This window comes from Mucilaginibacter oryzae (assembly GCF_003148845.1).
GTDB classification, from domain to species: domain Bacteria; phylum Bacteroidota; class Bacteroidia; order Sphingobacteriales; family Sphingobacteriaceae; genus Mucilaginibacter; species Mucilaginibacter oryzae.
In genome coordinates this window covers 418,974-436,206 of the sequence record NZ_QGHA01000002.1, presented here as the reverse complement: position 1 = coordinate 436,206, position 17,233 = coordinate 418,974, and the positions used below count along the sequence as shown (strand labels likewise).

Annotated in this window: 16 protein-coding genes; 9 read left to right on the top strand and 7 right to left on the bottom strand. The window is 43.8% G+C overall.

Annotated features, from left to right (window positions below; all coding sequences use genetic code 11):
* Nucleotides 1–10: 10 nt before the first annotated feature.
* Nucleotides 11–1,330 carry a tRNA (N(6)-L-threonylcarbamoyladenosine(37)-C(2))-methylthiotransferase MtaB gene (gene mtaB, locus LX99_RS07180; RefSeq protein WP_109607240.1) on the bottom strand — a complete coding sequence of 440 codons (1,320 nt, stop codon included), beginning with the start codon at nucleotides 1,328–1,330 and terminating at the stop codon, nucleotides 11–13.
* 171 nt (nucleotides 1,331–1,501) lie between these two features.
* On the opposite strand from mtaB, the gene LX99_RS07175 reads away from it, so the two are divergent.
* From LX99_RS07175 to LX99_RS07165, 3 genes are all read left to right on the top strand, one after another.
* Nucleotides 1,502–2,266 (top strand): hypothetical protein, encoded by a 765-nt coding sequence (locus LX99_RS07175; RefSeq protein ID WP_109607239.1) that lies wholly within the window; start codon nucleotides 1,502–1,504, stop codon nucleotides 2,264–2,266.
* Between the two features lie 97 nt (nucleotides 2,267–2,363).
* The gene (locus tag LX99_RS07170; protein WP_109607238.1) at nucleotides 2,364–2,972 is read left to right on the top strand and encodes a hypothetical protein; all 609 of its coding nucleotides are present in this window, start codon (nucleotides 2,364–2,366) and stop codon (nucleotides 2,970–2,972) included.
* A 9-nt stretch (nucleotides 2,973–2,981) separates the two neighbouring features.
* Nucleotides 2,982–4,094, top strand: a complete 1,113-nt coding sequence (locus LX99_RS07165) for a hypothetical protein (protein WP_109607237.1) — start codon at nucleotides 2,982–2,984, stop codon at nucleotides 4,092–4,094.
* Between the two features lie 5 nt (nucleotides 4,095–4,099).
* On the opposite strand, the gene LX99_RS07160 is transcribed toward LX99_RS07165, so the two are convergent.
* Together LX99_RS07160 and LX99_RS07155 are read right to left on the bottom strand one after the other, a co-directional pair.
* Nucleotides 4,100–4,828, bottom strand: a complete 729-nt coding sequence (locus LX99_RS07160; RefSeq protein WP_109607236.1) for a (Fe-S)-binding protein — start codon at nucleotides 4,826–4,828, stop codon at nucleotides 4,100–4,102.
* 9 nt (nucleotides 4,829–4,837) lie between these two features.
* Nucleotides 4,838–6,163 (bottom strand): MFS transporter, encoded by a 1,326-nt coding sequence (locus tag LX99_RS07155; protein ID WP_109607235.1) that lies wholly within the window; start codon nucleotides 6,161–6,163, stop codon nucleotides 4,838–4,840.
* Nucleotides 6,164–6,421: 258 nt separating this feature from the next.
* Here LX99_RS07155 and LX99_RS07150 point away from each other — a divergent pair, with 258 nt between their 5' ends.
* Together LX99_RS07150 and LX99_RS07145 are read left to right on the top strand one after the other, a co-directional pair.
* Nucleotides 6,422–7,729: a cytochrome ubiquinol oxidase subunit I gene (locus LX99_RS07150; protein WP_109607234.1), complete on the top strand. Its 1,308-nt coding sequence runs from the start codon at nucleotides 6,422–6,424 to the stop codon at nucleotides 7,727–7,729.
* Nucleotides 7,730–7,740: 11 nt separating this feature from the next.
* Nucleotides 7,741–8,751, top strand: a complete 1,011-nt coding sequence (locus tag LX99_RS07145; RefSeq protein WP_109607233.1) for a cytochrome d ubiquinol oxidase subunit II — start codon at nucleotides 7,741–7,743, stop codon at nucleotides 8,749–8,751.
* A gap of 87 nt (nucleotides 8,752–8,838) precedes the next feature.
* On the opposite strand, the gene LX99_RS07140 is transcribed toward LX99_RS07145, so the two are convergent.
* Nucleotides 8,839–10,497 (bottom strand): alpha-L-rhamnosidase-related protein, encoded by a 1,659-nt coding sequence (locus tag LX99_RS07140; protein ID WP_109607232.1) that lies wholly within the window; start codon nucleotides 10,495–10,497, stop codon nucleotides 8,839–8,841.
* Nucleotides 10,498–10,635: 138 nt separating this feature from the next.
* On the opposite strand from LX99_RS07140, the gene LX99_RS07135 reads away from it, so the two are divergent.
* Nucleotides 10,636–11,664 (top strand): GntR family transcriptional regulator, encoded by a 1,029-nt coding sequence (locus LX99_RS07135; protein WP_109607231.1) that lies wholly within the window; start codon nucleotides 10,636–10,638, stop codon nucleotides 11,662–11,664.
* 141 nt (nucleotides 11,665–11,805) lie between these two features.
* On the opposite strand, the gene LX99_RS07130 is transcribed toward LX99_RS07135, so the two are convergent.
* The 3 genes from LX99_RS07130 to LX99_RS07120 all read right to left on the bottom strand — a co-directional run bounded on the left by LX99_RS07130 (nucleotide 11,806) and on the right by LX99_RS07120 (nucleotide 15,606).
* Nucleotides 11,806–13,167, bottom strand: coding sequence for a 3-keto-disaccharide hydrolase (locus LX99_RS07130; protein ID WP_022830409.1), 1,362 nt, complete (start codon nucleotides 13,165–13,167; stop codon nucleotides 11,806–11,808).
* Between the two features lie 362 nt (nucleotides 13,168–13,529).
* Complete coding sequence (locus LX99_RS07125; RefSeq protein WP_109607230.1) at nucleotides 13,530–14,348, bottom strand: peptidoglycan-binding domain-containing protein; 819 nt, start codon at nucleotides 14,346–14,348, stop codon at nucleotides 13,530–13,532.
* 226 nt (nucleotides 14,349–14,574) lie between these two features.
* Nucleotides 14,575–15,606 (bottom strand): aldo/keto reductase, encoded by a 1,032-nt coding sequence (locus LX99_RS07120; RefSeq protein WP_109607229.1) that lies wholly within the window; start codon nucleotides 15,604–15,606, stop codon nucleotides 14,575–14,577.
* A gap of 136 nt (nucleotides 15,607–15,742) precedes the next feature.
* On the opposite strand from LX99_RS07120, the gene LX99_RS07115 reads away from it, so the two are divergent.
* The 3 genes from LX99_RS07115 to LX99_RS07105 all read left to right on the top strand — a co-directional run bounded on the left by LX99_RS07115 (nucleotide 15,743) and on the right by LX99_RS07105 (nucleotide 17,194).
* On the top strand, nucleotides 15,743–15,976 hold the full coding sequence (locus LX99_RS07115; RefSeq protein WP_146203076.1) for a hypothetical protein: 234 nt from the start codon (nucleotides 15,743–15,745) through the stop codon (nucleotides 15,974–15,976).
* Nucleotides 15,977–16,074: 98 nt separating this feature from the next.
* Nucleotides 16,075–16,299, top strand: a complete 225-nt coding sequence (locus LX99_RS07110) for a CDGSH iron-sulfur domain-containing protein (RefSeq protein ID WP_109607227.1) — start codon at nucleotides 16,075–16,077, stop codon at nucleotides 16,297–16,299.
* Nucleotides 16,300–16,396: 97 nt separating this feature from the next.
* Entirely contained in the window at nucleotides 16,397–17,194 is a 798-nt protein-coding gene (locus LX99_RS07105; protein ID WP_109607226.1) for a tRNA pseudouridine synthase A, read from the top strand.
* Nucleotides 17,195–17,233 lie beyond the last annotated feature (39 nt).

Sequence of the window (17,233 nt, the reverse complement as noted above, 5' to 3'; positions counted from 1 at the left end):
AATATAAAGTTTAATGCACTAATATTTCTTCGCCTTCTGTTATTTCAACATCACCATCAGGTGAAATATTGGTTAAGTGAACGGTTTTTAATTCGTTCACCAGTACGGGATCATATTTGGTACGCACTTTTACGTAGTTACGCGTGAAACCATGCATAAAGCCGTCTTTAATATCCCCCTCAAATAAAACTTCTTCATTTTTACCGAGCTGGCTTTCATAGAAAGCGCGGCGTTTCTTGTCAGACAGGATGTGCAGCATTTTGCTCCGCTCACCGCGCGATGAACCCGGAACGGCGCCCGTCATTTGGGCGGCAAGGGTATTTTCCCGTTCAGAGTAGGTAAATACGTGCAGGTATGAAATATCCAGGTCGTTCAGGAAGTTATAGGTATCTATAAAATCTTCACGCGTTTCGCCCGGGAAACCGACGATCACATCCACCCCGATACAGCAATCAGGCATCAGCTCCCTGATTTTGGCCACACGGTTTGCATATAGCTCACGTTTGTAGCGGCGGCGCATTAACCCCAAAATCTTATCCGAACCGGATTGCAGCGGGATATGGAAATGCGGCACAAAACGTTTTGACGTAGCCACAAAAGCTATGATCTCGTCGGTTAATAAATTAGGCTCGATTGAGGAGATCCTGAAACGGTCGATTCCTTCTACCTCATCCAATGCTTTTACCAGGTCGAAAAATTTGTCTTCGCGTTTACCGTTACGAATCCCAAAATCACCCAGGTTTACGCCTGTTAAAACAATTTCCTTAACGCCCGATGCAGCTATTTGCCGGGCCTGCTCCAACACGTTTTCGATAGTATCGCTACGGCTTGCACCACGGGCCAGCGGAATGGTACAGAAAGTACAGGAGTAATCGCAGCCGTCCTGCACTTTTAAAAACGTACGGGTACGGTCGCCAAAGGAATATGCGGGTACAAACTCGTTAGCTTCTGATACAGGTTGATTAAATACCAGCGCCTTAGGCCTTTTAGTTAAATCGCTGATGTGATCAATGATCTGGAATTTTTCGGCAGCGCCAAGCACCATGTCAACACCGGGAATTTCGGCAATTTCCTGCGGTTTCAACTGCGCATAGCAGCCTACAATGGTAACATAGGCATCAGGCGAAATTTTGAGCGCTTCCTTAACTATCTTTTTACACTTTTTATCGGCATTATCAGTAACCGAGCAGGTATTGATTACAAAAACATCCGGCTTATCGGTAAAGCCAACTGTATCATAGCCGGCCTGGTTAAACAGGCGACCAATAGATGAGGTCTCCGAATAATTCAGCTTGCAGCCTAAAGTGTAAAAAGCGACTTTCTTGTTCATTTCAAACGGCAAAGATACAGTTTTTTAAAGAAATGTATAAGCGATTGATTTTCATGTTACGGTAAATGTAGCTATAAATTATAGACGAGTAAGAACGCGCGCCCTACACGAAAAAAACACATCAGCATTTAATTAATATAACTGTTACATTTATAAACTTAATTTTATCACATGGAAATGGCTGTTATATATGGTGCGATAACTTTACACCATGATTATGTTGGCTCTGTAGATTTTATCAAATCGTTGGGAAATGATTTGATGTTCCCCCCAATAAACACTTCTGATTTTGGACTTGGTGATTATAATAACTATCATCACGAAGGGGTACTTATGTATAATTATACATGGGATAATATGGTTATAAGCTATGCTCAAACTATAGGCGCAGCAGTGTTTGATGAGGAGGATTTTAAACTGTTTATCTTAAAAATGGAGCATGTTTTGCGGAATATTGATTTTGTTAAGGCGATATTTCATTTCCAATCGGCCGAATCTCTGGAAACCGCAAACTTATTTTGGGAGAAAAGAGAACATCGCAGTTACAGAAAGCCTGAAGATTTAGAAAAGCATTGTCTGGTAGAAACAGATGAATGGAATTTTGGATTTGGGAATCGTTCATTGAAGGGTTATTTAGATGAACCAGCTGATAAAATCTGGCACTCGTTTAAAAATCATCCATATCCGCCAAGGTTTCCGGAACAATCTGTCCGCGCTTTTTTTGGTCGGATGAACGCATTGATTGACAAATACGGAGCCGCCGAAATCCCGATAGGTAATGAATTTGAATCGGAATTGCCGGGTATTACAACGCGGCAAATTGTCAGTTATTTATTATTCAAAAAAATTATAACGCCTGCTGACACAAATGAAAATTCAAGAATATTTAAAGTAATTAAGCCCGAACTTTTAAATATAGAGAGCCTATACTTATGATTTCCCATTTAAATTGAAACGGCATCAAAAATAGTTATATTATCCCCTCCTATTTCGCTATTTTCGACCGGATAAAAACATCCTAAACCAAAACACCATGATCGTATACGGAACCAGGGGTAAATTACTTAAAAACGAAATCACAACGGATTCATGCCCTAACTGCAATACAGCCAACAGTATTCAGATGAATGTTTTTCAGCGCTGGGCGCACGTTTTCTGGATCCCGTTTTTCCCGATAGGTAAAACCGGGGTATCACAATGTCTTAATTGCAGGCAGGTTTTAAAATTAAAGGAGATGCCGGCCTCGCTCAGGTTAAGTTATGATAACCTTAAGGCACAAACTAAAATCCCTGTCTGGACATTTAGCGGCATCGGCGTACTTATAATAATTGCCATATTCGGGTACTTCGACGGGAAACAAACAGCCAGCCGTGTCAGCCGGTTGATATTAAGCCCTAAACCCAATGATGTGTATCACATCAAATTAAAAAACGAGCATTACACTTTGTATAAAGTAAACCGCGTAGTTGCCGATACCGTATACCTCGCCCTCAACAAATACGAAACGGATCGCGAAGATGGGCTGGATGACATTGCCGCCAAAGGTGATACCGCTTACGATATTGCACAGCAGGGCTTGCCTAAAAGTTTGCTTGCTGATATGGCTAAAGAGGGCAGGATTTTGGATATTGACAGGAAATAAGTCAGCTCAATGCAACCGGAAACAGTCACCCGCTCCTCATGGTTCAGCAAATTTTCTGAGTTTTTTTTAGTTTTAGTAGCAGGTGTGTGCGGTATTTACATGCTGTTTTCATCTTTAGCGCCCGAAATATTTTATATGCGGTTCGGCAACGTGCTTGACGATGCCCTGATTGATGGCTTAGGCGCGGCAGCGTTGCTCGCTCTTCTATATTCAATATCCTGGCACCGCAACGAGCTAAAAGCTAATAAAGATTCAACCGCTAAACATGCCTGGTTCAGGGCCGTTATCCGTTATTTTATTGCTTATACCATTAGTGTTTATGGTTTTGCCAAAATCTGTCAAACACAATTTGGTCATTATTACTTCAGGGATGATATGCAGGCTGGTCATTTAAACGGCTTGTCACTTACCTGGTATTATTTCGGCCATTCCTACACCTTTGCCGTTATTTTGGGCAGCATCCAGATTTTCGGCGGCATACTGCTCATGTTCAGGCGTACTACGTTATTAGGCACTTGCCTGTTATTACCGGTGATGTTGAATATCGTATTGATCAACCTGTTTTATGATATCGCTTTTGGCGCGTTTGTGGTTGCCGCTATATTAACTGTAAGTTTGTTTTTTTTACTACTGTTGCGATGGGACGACCTCAAATTATTGTTTTTAAGCAAATCAATAACTCCGCCAATAAAACTAAGTTTTCTGAAACCGATAGTGATACCTTTAGTATTGGCCACCGCTTTTTACAGCGTGTATCATTATGTTGCCCATAAACCCACTCCGGCTCCGTTTACCGGGATATGGAAAGTAACCGAGTTAAAGCGAAATGGCAAACCCGACGATGAAAACGCGTGGATAAAGCATGCTTCGTCGTTTCATAAAGTTTACGTTGAAAAAGACGGAACGATATCCTTCTCGGCAAATCCGTATGTTTTTGACGATATGAAGGCCTGGTTTAGCTCATACCTGTACGATGCAAACCATCATGTGTTGAATGTATTTTTTAACGGACCGAAAGGTGATACCACCAAAATTGATATCGGCAATCACATCGACCAAAGCATGCAATGGAAAATGGTAATCAACAAAGATACCTTACAAATGAAGCTCTATAAGGAATAAACCCATCACACATTCCCCCACCCCAAAGCCAAAACATCGGCGAGGTGCATGGTTTGTATAGGCAGATTGTTTTTATCGATATAGCCCTGCAAATGCATCAGGCATGAAGCGTCGGTAGAAATAATGTATTCCGCACCGGCTGCAAGCGCATTATCTACCTTTTGTTGTGCCATTGCGGTTGAAATTCCATCAAATTTTACGGCAAAAGTCCCGCCGAAACCACAACAGGTATCTCCATCCTTCAGCTCCAATAATTCGAGACCAAGAACTTTAGAAAGTAGTTTGCGGGGTTCTTCCTTGATCTTGCATTCGCGCAGTGCCGCGCAGCTATCGTGGTAAACGGCTTTACCATCAAGTTCGGCACCGAAATAATCGAACTCGAGGATATTCACTAAAAAATCTGAAAGTTCATAGATATTGCCTTGTATGGCGCGGCAGGTATTGTGTACCGCGGTATTGGTAAACAGATCGTTATAATAATTTTTCACCATGCCCGTGCACGATGCTGATGGTGAAACGATCACGCTGTCCTCCGAAAAATCGCTCAAAAATTTACCGCCTATAGCCTTGGCATCATCCCAGAAACCGGCATTGAAAGCAGGCTGCCCGCAGCAGGTTTGATTGGGGTTATAGCTAACCTTACAACCCGCCTTTTCAAGCACCTTAACCGTATTGAAAGCCGTAGCAGGATACAACTGATCTATAAAACAAGGGATAAACAACTCAACATTCATCGGCAACAATTACTTAAGGGCGCTAAAATCCGAATTTTTATTAATGTTTTTCTCTGCACGTAATAAAGAAAACAATAAAATAAGCCCGATAATAAAAAATATGCCCAGCACCAATACCGAATTGCGGGGGCTGCCCGTAAGTTCTTCAAAAAAGCCAAAGCTAAATACTCCACCTACAATGGCCAGTTTTTCGGTAACATCGTAAAAGCTAAAAAATGACGCCGTATCCGGGATGTTTTCGGGCAGATATTTAGAATAGGTTGAGCGCGACATGGATTGAATCCCTCCCATTACCAGGCCTACAACAACGGCTATGATGTAAAACTGCATTTGGGTGTAAGTGAAATACGCTGCTAAGCAAACCAAAATCCATAAAATAACTACACCAACCAGTACCCTTACATTGCCGTATCTGCCGGATAAGCGCGACATTAACGTGGCACCTGCAATTGCGACTAACTGAATAATCAGGATAATCGTGATCAGCTGCGGCGTTTCCATCTTAAGTTCTTTAGCGGCAAAACCCGTAGCTACCAACATGATAGTTTGAACGCCCATGGAGTAAAAGAAAAATGAAGGCAAAAATCTTTTGAGCAGCGGCATTTGTTTAACTTTTTTCCAAACATGGCCCAACTCAATAAAACCGCCTTTAATGATGTTATGATTGTGGCTTTGCGCGTTAGGGCTGCCTTTAGGAAGAACAGTGAACGGAATAACCGCAAAACCGATCCACCAGAGCCCTACCAGCAAGAACGACAAACGCGGCGCGAAGGTTTTATCTACAATACCAAACCACTCGCCTTTCAATACGAATACGAAACAGATCAACTGCAGTAATACACTGCCAATATAGCCATAAGTAAAACCTTTGGCACTTACCTTATCCTGCATGTCAACGGTAGCTATTTCAGGCAAATAAGAATTATAAAATACAAATCCACCGCTATAGCCTATGGCAGCCAGCGCGAAGCAGATCACACCTGTTTCGAGGTGGTCGCTATTAAAATTGAACAATGCGCAACAGGCAACCGAACCCAACAAGGTAAAAAACAGCATGAAGATTTTTTTATTTCCCTTATAATCAGCTATAGAAGATAGTATAGGCAAAAGCAAAACCATCACCAGGTATGCTACCGAGAGTGCATAATCAGAAAGTGCCGTATTGACAAAACTATGCCCAAAAAAGCTGACCCTATCACCATTGGCCTTATTAGTGGTTATGGCCACGTAATAGGCCGGAAATATGGTTGACGTGATAACGAGGTTATAGGCCGAATTGGCCCAATCAAAAAAAGCCCATGCCCTGATGGTTTTCTTATTGTTTTTGTTTTCCATTTGCAAACTAAATGTATGCAAATTTTAATAGTAACAAAAAACGCAAAGGAATCAATATTTGATAATTCGTAAAATTCTTGTGAAAATTTCTTGCCCCCCTTCGGGCTATTAATCCACCACAAATGTTTACTAAATAATTCTCGCTAATCCAATTTCTTCAAGCAACAAAACCTATTTTAAATTCAATATCGATAAGCATTTAGTTACAAATTTGTTACATTATCATTTAATTTCAGCCATTATTTAAGTATAACACCTATGGATGATTTTTTAGCAGCCAGATCCCAAATGGCCTTATCGTTAGGGTTTCATATCATATACTCCTGCATTGGGATGGTGATGCCGGTTTTTATGGCCATATCACATTATAAATGGATTAAAACACAAAACCCGGTTTATAAAAACATCACCGTTGCCTGGAGCAAGGGCGTAGCCATCTTCTTTGCTACCGGCGCGGTTTCGGGCACCATGCTTTCATTTGAACTGGGCCTGCTTTGGCCGGGCTTTATGAAACATGCCGGGCCGATATTCGGCATGCCGTTTTCATTGGAGGGCGTGGCTTTCTTTATCGAGGCCATAGCCTTAGGACTGTTCCTGTACGGCTGGAACCGCCTCAATAACTGGGTACACTGGACCGCCGGAATTATTGTGGGTATTAGCGGTGTTGCATCAGGAATCCTGGTTGTTTCGGCCAATTCATGGATGAACAGCCCCTCAGGTTTTGATTTTGTAAACGGACAGTATATCAATATCGACCCGGTTAAGGCTATGTTTAACGCGGCCTGGTTTTCCGAGTCGCTCCACATGATCATCGCCGCGTTTTCGGCAACAGGTTTCGCGGTGGCAGGCATCCACGCGCTCATGATCTATCGCAAAAAAAACATTCAATTTCATACCAGGGCTTTTAAAATAGCTATCGTATTCGGTGCCGCAGCCGCTATTATACAACCCTTAAGCGGCGATTTATCAGCCAAAAACGCGGCCAAACGCCAACCGGCCAAACTTGCTGCCATGGAAGCCTATTTCCATACACAGGAATACGCGCCCTTAGTTATTGGTGGCATCCCCGATACAGCTGTAAAAAAAGTGAATTACGGCATCGAGATCCCCGGCCTGTTAAGCTTCCTGGTGCATGATAATTTTAAAACACCGGTAAACGGGTTGGATAAAATACCGGTGCAAAACCAGCCTCCGGTAGCGGTAACCCATTATGCCTTTCAAATTATGGTAGGCATCGGGGTGTTAATGATGCTGATAGGTATAGTTTATTTTTATGAGTTATGGAAAAAGAAAGATCTGTTAAGTAAGCCCTGGTTCCTGAAACTATTTATCTGGGCTACACCACTTGGTTTTATCGCCCTAGAGGCAGGATGGACGGTTACCGAAGTAGGCCGCCAGCCATGGATTATCCAGGGGGTGATGCGCACCAGCGAAGCGGTAACCCCTATGCCGGGCATCCAATACTCGTTTTACCTGTTTAGCTTTATTTATTTTACGCTGAGCGTGGCTGTTATATTTTTATTAAAAAGGCAGATCCAGATGGTGCCTGAATTGTACGACCGTTAAACCCCGAGATCATGCTTTACATCGTCATCCTTTTTCTTTTTGCCGCCATCACCCTCTATTTTTTATTGGGCGGGGCCGATTTTGGCGCCGGCATCATCGAACTGTTTACATCTGCCGATAATAAACACCGCACCCGCAAAATCATGTACCAGGCCATAGGCCCTATCTGGGAAGCAAACCACATGTGGCTGATTATTACCGTGGTGATCCTGTTTGTTGGTTTTCCGGTTATCTACAGCGAAATGTGTATTTACCTGCACATCCCGTTATTAATTATGCTGCTTGGCGTTATCGCCCGAGGTACAGCGTTCTCCTTTCGTAATTACGATGCTGTAAAAGACGAAAAAACGCAGGCCCTTTACACGCGCATCTTTGTTTACTCAAGCTTTGTAACCCCCTTGTTTTTGGGAATCATAGCAGGCAGCGCGCTGTCCGGACAGATCAACCCCAAAGCAACCGACTTTGCCCATGCTTACATCTTCAGCTGGTTTAACTGGTTTTCGGTTGCGGTGGGCCTTTTTACGGTGGCACTCTGCGGTTTCCTTGCGGCAATTTATATAATTGGCGAAACTGATGATGTTGACGAAATCAAACGCTACATCCGCAAGGCGAAGATCATGAACATTGCCGCGGTAATTTGCGGGGCACTGGTATTCCTGGCTTCGTATATTGAAAAGGTGAACCTCGCCAACTGGATCTTTGGTAATCCCGTAAGTTTAGTTGCTGTAATTGCCGCAACCATTTCACTAATAGTTCTTTATTTAATCATATCACATAAAAGAAACCGCCAATGGATCAGGCTTCTGGCCGCGTTCCAGGTTTGTATGATTTTAATTTCGGTTGGGTTTTCCCGCTTCCCGAGATTTGTGATCTTTAAAGATGGCAGCTCGATGTCGTTACTTACCGAGCATGCCAATAGCAACAGTATTGATGATTTGGGTATCGGTCTTTTAGTCGGCAGTTTGTTCATTTTGCCGGCCCTCGGGTACTTATATTATGCGTTTAAGAAGAAAGACCGATGACCCTGAACCGGGATTTTCAGATGACTTTTCGGATTGAAGGATTTTGCCTGAATAAAGATCAAATCTAAAAATCCCCCTAATCCCGGTTCAGTTTTGAAAAATATCCGGGTATTTCCTGATAAAATATACAGGCGTGCAGCTCCATGCATGGCAGTAGCTGTTTACGGGATAAAAGTTATAGGGTGATTTTAGCTCATCGTTCGGGTCGTAAACTTCCCAAAAAGTGTCTGCCCCTTTTTTAACCATGCCGCCCCAGTAGGTCTGCAGGGCCTGCTTAGCTTCAGCTTTCAGGCCGCTTTCAATCAGCGCGGCTACATAATAATGAAACATGTATGGCGCGCCGGGATGCACGGCATCAGCTATATTTGGCAGGGCTTTCAACGCCCTTTGTGCTTCCGCTTTTGAGGCTATGCCACTTAACACCATCCAGGCCTGCGTTCCGTAAGAGATTTGCTTATTGGTACCACTTATAAACAGGCCCTGCTTTTTATCATATAGATTTTTATGGGCCGCATCTTTCAGCTTTCTGGCCAATGTTGGGATATCGGCCACTTCGCTTTCTTTACCCAAAAGCTTGGCAAGTTGATAAGTCTGGTTTAGCGTATATACGGTTAAGCCCTGTAACGGGCCTTGTTTGTCAAGCCCATCCTTCCAGTCAAAAAACACCCACCACTCCTTACCGGCTTTTACATAATCCATCATGCCGTCGGCACCGGCATATTTGCGGGCAATATCCAGTTGTTTTTTGGCGACAGGCCATAGGTCGAGGCCGGTTTGTTTATCGGCGGTGGAGGCTACGTACTCTTTAAGGGCAACGTTATACAAAAAGCAGTAGTCAAGCAGGCGGTTACCAACCTGGGCGTGGGGCTCGGGTGTTTCAAACACGTTCGAGATCAGGATGCCGTCATCGCCCGATAAACCGGCCAGCAGGTAAAAACAGCGACGGGTAAGGTCGTAGTTTTTAAACGAGTACATATTAGCCAGCGATTCGAGGTACAAGTCGCCGATCCAGAGGCGGCGGTCGCGTTTGGGGCCGTCTTCGTATACCGTTTGCATACACTCTTTTAAAGTTGTTAACCCTATCCTGTCAATAGCGGTAATCATAGGTGATGTGCCCGCGGCCAGGGCATGCGGCGTTGTGGTGCCAGATGTTGTAGCTTTAAACTGAATATTGCTGATATGGAAATCAAAATAGGCAGAAGCGCCCAGCAATTCAATTTTCACATAGCGACAGGCCAGCCTGCGCGGGATGGTGATAGTAGCGGGCATTTCTGTTATGGTAAGGATCTCATCCTGCAACCAGGCGCGGCTCAAACCGCCGGGATAAGGATCAAACAGAACCGAAAGCTCCGCGGGTACCTCGCCAAAGGTGAATTTAAGGCGCACCGGCGCGTCCTGCGTACCCTTTAGGGTTTTAATGGTGAAAGTGCAATAACCTGTTAAGTGTTCACCAAAATCGGCAACAACACCGCTGTGTTTCTTAAACGAGTTGTTATACAGCGAATCGATACTTTCACTTTTAACAGCCTTCCAGCCCTGGAATGCCGAAGCGTCCTTTTCCATTTTTACGAGGCCTACCGGTTGTTTTATGGTTTCGGTGAGCTTAGGCTTAAAATCTTCGGCTTTTTTTAGCCAGCTTTGCCGGTACTGCGCGTAAATGTCCTGCGCTTTTGCATTAACTGTAAAGAGTAGTGCGCATGCAGCTATTACAAATGAAATTTTGATTTGGTTGTGGTTCAATGCCATTGGTTTAATCGGGTTTGATCTCCGTAGCCCTGAGGGCTTTAATTGGTTAAGGCAAGATATAAATAAACTGCCTGCCAACTATCTCTATCTGTCTTTTTTACACAATAAGAATATTACACCAAATACTACATTTGTGATGTGAAGAATTATCTTAAAATATTATCCATCGATGAGTACTCCATCACCCCGAAGTACCTGCAGCTCTCTAACGCCATTATCCGGGCTATTGAGAGCGGCCAAATCGTGAAGGATGATATGCTGCCATCTATCAACGATCTGAGCTATGCGCTCGACACTTCACGAAATACGATAGAGCGCGTATATAAAGAATTGAAAGACAAAGGAATTGTCAGTTCAGTTCCGGGCAAGGGTTTCTTTATCTCCAATACTGATTTTCAAAAACCGCTCAAAATTTTCCTGCTGTTCAACAAGTTAAGCGCGCATAAAAAAATTATTTACGATGCCTTTGTGGCTACCATTGGCGAGCAGGCGGCGGTAGACTTTTACATCTATAACAACGATTTTTATTTTTTTAAAAAGATCATCGCCGAGGGGATCCAAAACGATTATGCCAAATACATCGTTATACCGCATTTTTTAGATAATGAAACCAAAGCCCACGAAATTATCAACACCATCCCGAAAGACAAGCTGATATTGCTTGACAACATGGTACCGGGGGTTACAGGTAAATTTGCGGCGATATATGAAGATTTTGCATCAGATGTATACGAGGCCCTGAAAAGCATGCTTGATAACCTGAGTAAATACCATACGCTCAAGCTGATCTTTCCGGGTAAAACCTATCACTCCAAAGAGATAATGAAGGGGTTTGTAAACTTTTGCCGCCAGTATGCTTTTGAATATGAGGTGGTGGAAACCCTGGCAGCTGAAAACATCAACCACAATACTGTATACATCAGCCTTACTGAGGACGACCTGGTTGAGCTGGTCAAAAAAATAATCGCTTCCGATTTAAAAGTGGCGCAGGACGTAGGCGTCATATCCTATAATGAAACCGCGCTTAAAGAAATTATCCTTGACGGAATTACTACCATTTCTACGGATTTTAAGCTAATGGGCGTCAAAACCGCTGAGTTTGCGCTCAGCAGCTGCCACGAGCGTTTTGCTGTGCCGTTTACCGTGCGGTTGAGGAAATCGTTGTAAGGTTTGAAATGAACCCTATAATTAAAAACGTCATTGCGAGGCACGAAGCAATCGCGAACTGTGCAGGGCGAACTTGCCTCCGTGCGATTGCTTCGTGCCTCGCAATGACGTGCTTTACTTAGTAAGTGTCCACAAATCGATCTATTTTAAGTTTCTAACCTTAATGCTTCTGAAAAACACCTCGTTGCCATGGTCTTGTAAAAGTAAATGACCTTCTGCGGCTTCACCAAAGTTTTTCCAGATTTTGTATTTACTGATGGCGACCAAATCGCGGTAAGCCTGCGAGCCGCGATCATATTCCAATACTTTAATACCGTTAAGGTAATGCTCCACATGATTGTTGGGATACACCACTATCCTGCCGGTATTCCAGGCCCCTATGGGATGTACAAAACGCTCTTGCTTATTGGCTTTGATCAGATCGTATAACGAGGCGAGTGTGCGGTCGCCGTCGCGGCCAAGTTTGGCATCGGGGTGCAGTTTATCATCAAGCACCTGATACTCTAAACCAATAGCCGAACCTTTGGTAACTTCAGACAGGGTTACAAAATATTTAACGCCGCTGTTGGCACCCGGTGTAAGCTTAAACTCGAACGAAAGATCGAAAGCGCTGTAATTATCGTTGGTAACAATATCACCACCGCCCGATTCTTCCTGCCCTGCCGAAGCTAATACATGCATGGTACCATCCGCATACTCCCAGCCTTTATCCGGAAAGCCTTTTAAGGTTGCACCGCGCCACCCGGTACTGGTTTTGCCATCGTAAAGCAGTTTCCAACCGGCGGCTTTTTCGGCGGCGGTCAGGCTGTTGGGGGTTAAATTTACCACGTAAACATCTTTAGGAAAAGGCGCGGGTTTTACATTGGTAGTTTTAAGATTTAAGTTTTTAAAATACACCTTTTTACCGGCCTGTTTTTCTTCGCTCACCGCATGTACCTGCAGGGCTATAAAACCTTTGTTATCTACGGTATCAACAACATCGCCGGCCGGCACCCCGTTTATCCAGGTTTTCATTTCATTGCCAATACATTCAATTTTAATGTGATTGTACTCGCCAACCTTGAAGGCATCTTTTGCTTTGGGGTTCAGATCCAGCGGGTACAGCCAGTCGCGGCGGCCTTCATCGTAAATACCGCCTGTCCATTTGCGGCTTGAAGGGTCAATTTCACACTGGCGACCGTAAACCTTGCCTTTACCTTTGTTACCTTCGGGATCAAAATGGCTGCGGGTTTGTATGCCCGAGTTACTTAATTCGCTTTCAATTTTCGCATCAAGTTCCAGGATAAAGTCGCCGTATTCTTTTTCAGTAACTAAAAATGAGTTGCCCGAGTTCAGCACGGTTGTGCCTACAATAGCGCCATCCTCAACTTTATAATCAGCAGTACCGGCAAGGCGTTTCCACCCGTTCAGCGTTTTACCATCAAATAATTTTGTCTGGGCCCTGGCCGGCAAAAATGCCGCTAAGGTTAAAAGTGCAATAGCAGGGTATATTATTTTTTTCATAGCTAATTTTTCAAAACAAAAATCATCAATACTGTCATAGCAATAAAATGGAGCAGTTAGCCTCGTTGCTGCTTTCTGAACAACATACTAATGCCTTTAAAATGCCTGACATACCCGCCAACAGATACACGATTAAAACCGGTATGGTTCAATAGCTTTTGATGGAACAATTTCTATGCAATCCATAGATAGATCAGGTTTATTTGGCTTATTGGGTTGCCCGACAGGCAGTAACGCAAATTAACTAAGTTTTGTAAACGACCGAAAAAATGGGTGCTTTTTTTTAAGCATCCATTGTAATTTAACTGTTACTTAAAAAAAAAGCCCCTGTAAGGAGCTAACGATTCAGCGCATCGGGCAGCTTAAACCAGGGGCTGTATGGAAAATACATCAAGTTTGGAGCTTCGGAAATTGCGTACACGCTTGTAAACACCATTGCCATTGCTGCTTCCATCAGTATTGGTGTTTCCTTCAACAGTCTCAAAAAGATCGCCTTGTACGGCAGTAATAAGACCGGTATGAACCCAATCGTTCGCTGTTTTCTGCAGCAGGAAAATGTCTCCTTGTTTCACAATGCCTGGAGTAGTGCGTACAACATTGTAACGGGTAAGTAAGCCTTTGTGCAGGCCGGTTGTACCTACGGTATCGCAGCTATACGTTAAGGGCATCAGCGTACGGAAATCTTTACCCAAAATGGTTGCAGCCTGGTCAATGATGGTTTGCACAAAGCCCATACACCAAAACCATTCGGTACCTTCGTTATTATCCATATAGGCGCGCACCCAGGGGCCGGTATTGCTTTGCCCTTTTATTACCAGTTCAAACGGAGAGTTTGCCAGATGCTGCAGCGCCGTGTTCACAATCAATTCGCGCAGGCCATTGCCCTGAGCGTTTGAGGAGAAGGCACTGGTCATGGGTTCGCAAAGGGAGGCAAAAACAGCAGCGTTAACTATGCCTGTCTGCGGTATGTTTTTCGCTTTTTGAAAGTTTTTTACCGCGGTTTCGGTAGCCGGGCCAAAATCGCCGTCGATGCCGGTGGCGGTGCCCGCCGAGGGGTGAGTGACGGCATAAAGGTTAAGCCAGCTTTGTATTTTCATTACATCTTTAGTGGTGTTTGAATTGCCGCGCCTTTGCTGAGTTGATGTTATGGCAATTTCTTTAAGGTATTGCTTTTTGATCATTACACATAATTTGATGGTGATAAGGCCTGGGGTTTTATAATAGTTAAAACCCTGTTACCTATAAAGCAAATTTAAACCTTGCGTTTGGATTTAGTCAGCGTATTGGCACGGTAAAAGCGCTATCAGGAGTGCGTAATTTTACGTATTGAGCCTTGCCTGAAACACAAAATGCCATTCCTCTTAATTAAGGAACGGCATTTTACGAAAAGATAGCTTGCGCCTGAAATTAATACTGTATAGGCAACGGAACCAGTTTCAGGTTTTGACGTTGGTGCCAGTATGGGTATATAGGTGGCACTTCACTGGCAGCATCCAGCTTTTTAACCTGGTCTGTACTTAAATTCCAGCCTATAGTGCCAAGGTTTTGCTTCAACTGTTCTTCGTTACGGGCACCGATAACTATATTGGCTACGGTTGGCCGTTGCAGCAACCAGTTCAGGGCAACCTGCGGTACAGACTTACCTGTTTCTTCGGCTACTTCATCCAGGGCGTCGATAATATTATACAAATGATCGAAATTAGTTGCCGGGCCATGTGCCCCGCCCTGCACTGTCCTGGAGTTGGCAGGGATCGGCTGCCCCCTTCTAAACCTACCACTCAACTGGCCCGACGATAGCGGGCTCCAAACAATAGTGCTTACCTTTTTATCGATACCCAGCGGCATCAGTTCCCATTCGAACTCGCGGTTTAACAGCGAATAATAGGCCTGGTGCGCAACATACCGGCTCCAGCCATATCTTTCAGATACCGATAATGATTTCATTAGGTGCCAGCCCGAAAAGTTAGAACAAGCTATATAGCGCACTTTTCCGCTTGTAACCAGATCGTCAAGCGCGCGCAGGGTTTCCTCAACAGGCGTATTGGCGTCAAAACCATGCATATGGTAAATATCGATCCGATCGGTATTGAGGCGTTTGAGGCTTTCTTCGGCCGATTTAATGAGGTGAAAACGCGATGAACCGAAATCGTTAGCGCCATTGCCCATGGTAAAGGTTGCCTTGGTTGATATCAGAACCTCATTACGAATCCCTTCGAGGGCTTTACCCAAAATCTCTTCGGAAATACCATGCGAGTAAACGTTAGCGGTATCAAACAGGTTAACGCCCGCGTCGAGGCAAAGGTTTACCAATTTTTTGGCTTCATCAAGCTGGGTATTGCCCCAGGCTTTAAAAAACTCGTTGCCGCCACCAAAAGTAGCAGTACCAAAACTTAACACGGGCACACGCAGGCCTGATGCTCCCAATTGTCTGTATTCCATAGTGTAGATTTTATTACAGGCTTTACTGCCTGTATTACAAATTTATAATTATAGCGCCCTGCTGTATAAATTTACAAATCATTAATTTGTCATTTATACCCGGCTTTAAACCGCAGTAAATAAAGAAACAGTAGCTTTGGATATGATTGCCGACCCGATTAGTGTTTCCCTTTTTGAAATGAGGCTGGAAGAAATTTACCACCGCGACCCGGTGTTGAAATACCAGGTTAGCCTGCGGGATTTTATAGCGTTATTTCCTGTTAAAAGTAAAAACGATAAGTTATTAAAGCCCGAGCCCCCGGCATCTATTGTGCTGGACAGGGATATATTTTTACAGATCCTGGTGGCTTTCAATCAGTCATTCGCCTGATACTGCCGCCTGGTTTTGTCCAATCAGGAACACTTCTAAATAGTAAATAAACAATTTTAACTTGCCTGCAATCTGTAATTTCGCCCAAAATCTGATACATGGAAAAAACTAAACTTACCATTAACAATAACGGATCTGTAAAAATAGAGGGCGATTTTGAAATTGTAGATACGCAGGGTAACGCCTACGGTTTGCAGGACCGTACCGTAGTTTCAATATGCCGTTGCGGGCTTTCAAAAAACAAACCTTTTTGCGATGGTTCGCATAAAGGCCATTTTGAACATAACGCCATCGCTTTTGATTTGCCGCCTAAAAAAGTGTAAACAATTGTTATCTATATACAAAGCCTGGTGTTTAATTGCACCGGGCTTTTGTTTTATAAAATAATGCGCATTTTTGGCGTTTATACCGGGGTAAATTATGCGCTACTTCTTTCACATAGGTTTTCATGGTACAAAGTATGCAGGATGGCAAAAGCTGTCGAGCGCAATAACGGTTCAGCAAACCATTGAAACCGCGCTTACACGCATTTTAAAATACCCGGTAAATATTGTGGGCTGCGGACGTACAGACGCCGGGGTGCATGCCAGCCAGTTCTTTTTCCATACAGAAATCGCCCACGATCCCGACTTCGACCTATTATTCCGCCTTAACAAGGTACTGCCCGATGATATAGCCGTATTTGATATTATACCCATGCAGGGCGATCCGCACGCGCGTTTTGACGGCGTAAAGCGGAGTTACGATTATTTTATCCATAACTACAAAGATCCCTTCCTGAGCAAGTTCAGCTCTTTTTACCCCGATCAGGACCTTGATCTTGAAGCCATGGCGAAAGCGGTATCCATCCTACCCAAATACAATGATTACCGTGCTTTAAGCAAAACGCCCGACAGGGTTGATCATACCCGCTGCAATGTCATGTCGGCGGCGTTATATATCGATGAACAGGGTTATAAGCTGAGGTTCAGCATCACCGCAAACCGTTTTTTAAACCGCATGATCAGGATAACGATTGGCCGTTTGCTGGAAATTGGCCGCGGGGAAATGAGTGTGGATGAGTTTGAGTTTTATATCGCTAATAAACAGGTACCTAAAATTATTATCCCGGCAAAACCAGAAGGTTTATACCTATCTAAAGTAACTTACCGCTTTCTTGACATAGAGCCGCGCTCGGCGTTTTCATTACTTGGGCAATGTGAATGGCGGCAATTATAATTTTGTACACGAATGCCTGGCAGGCGGTTATATTTAAAC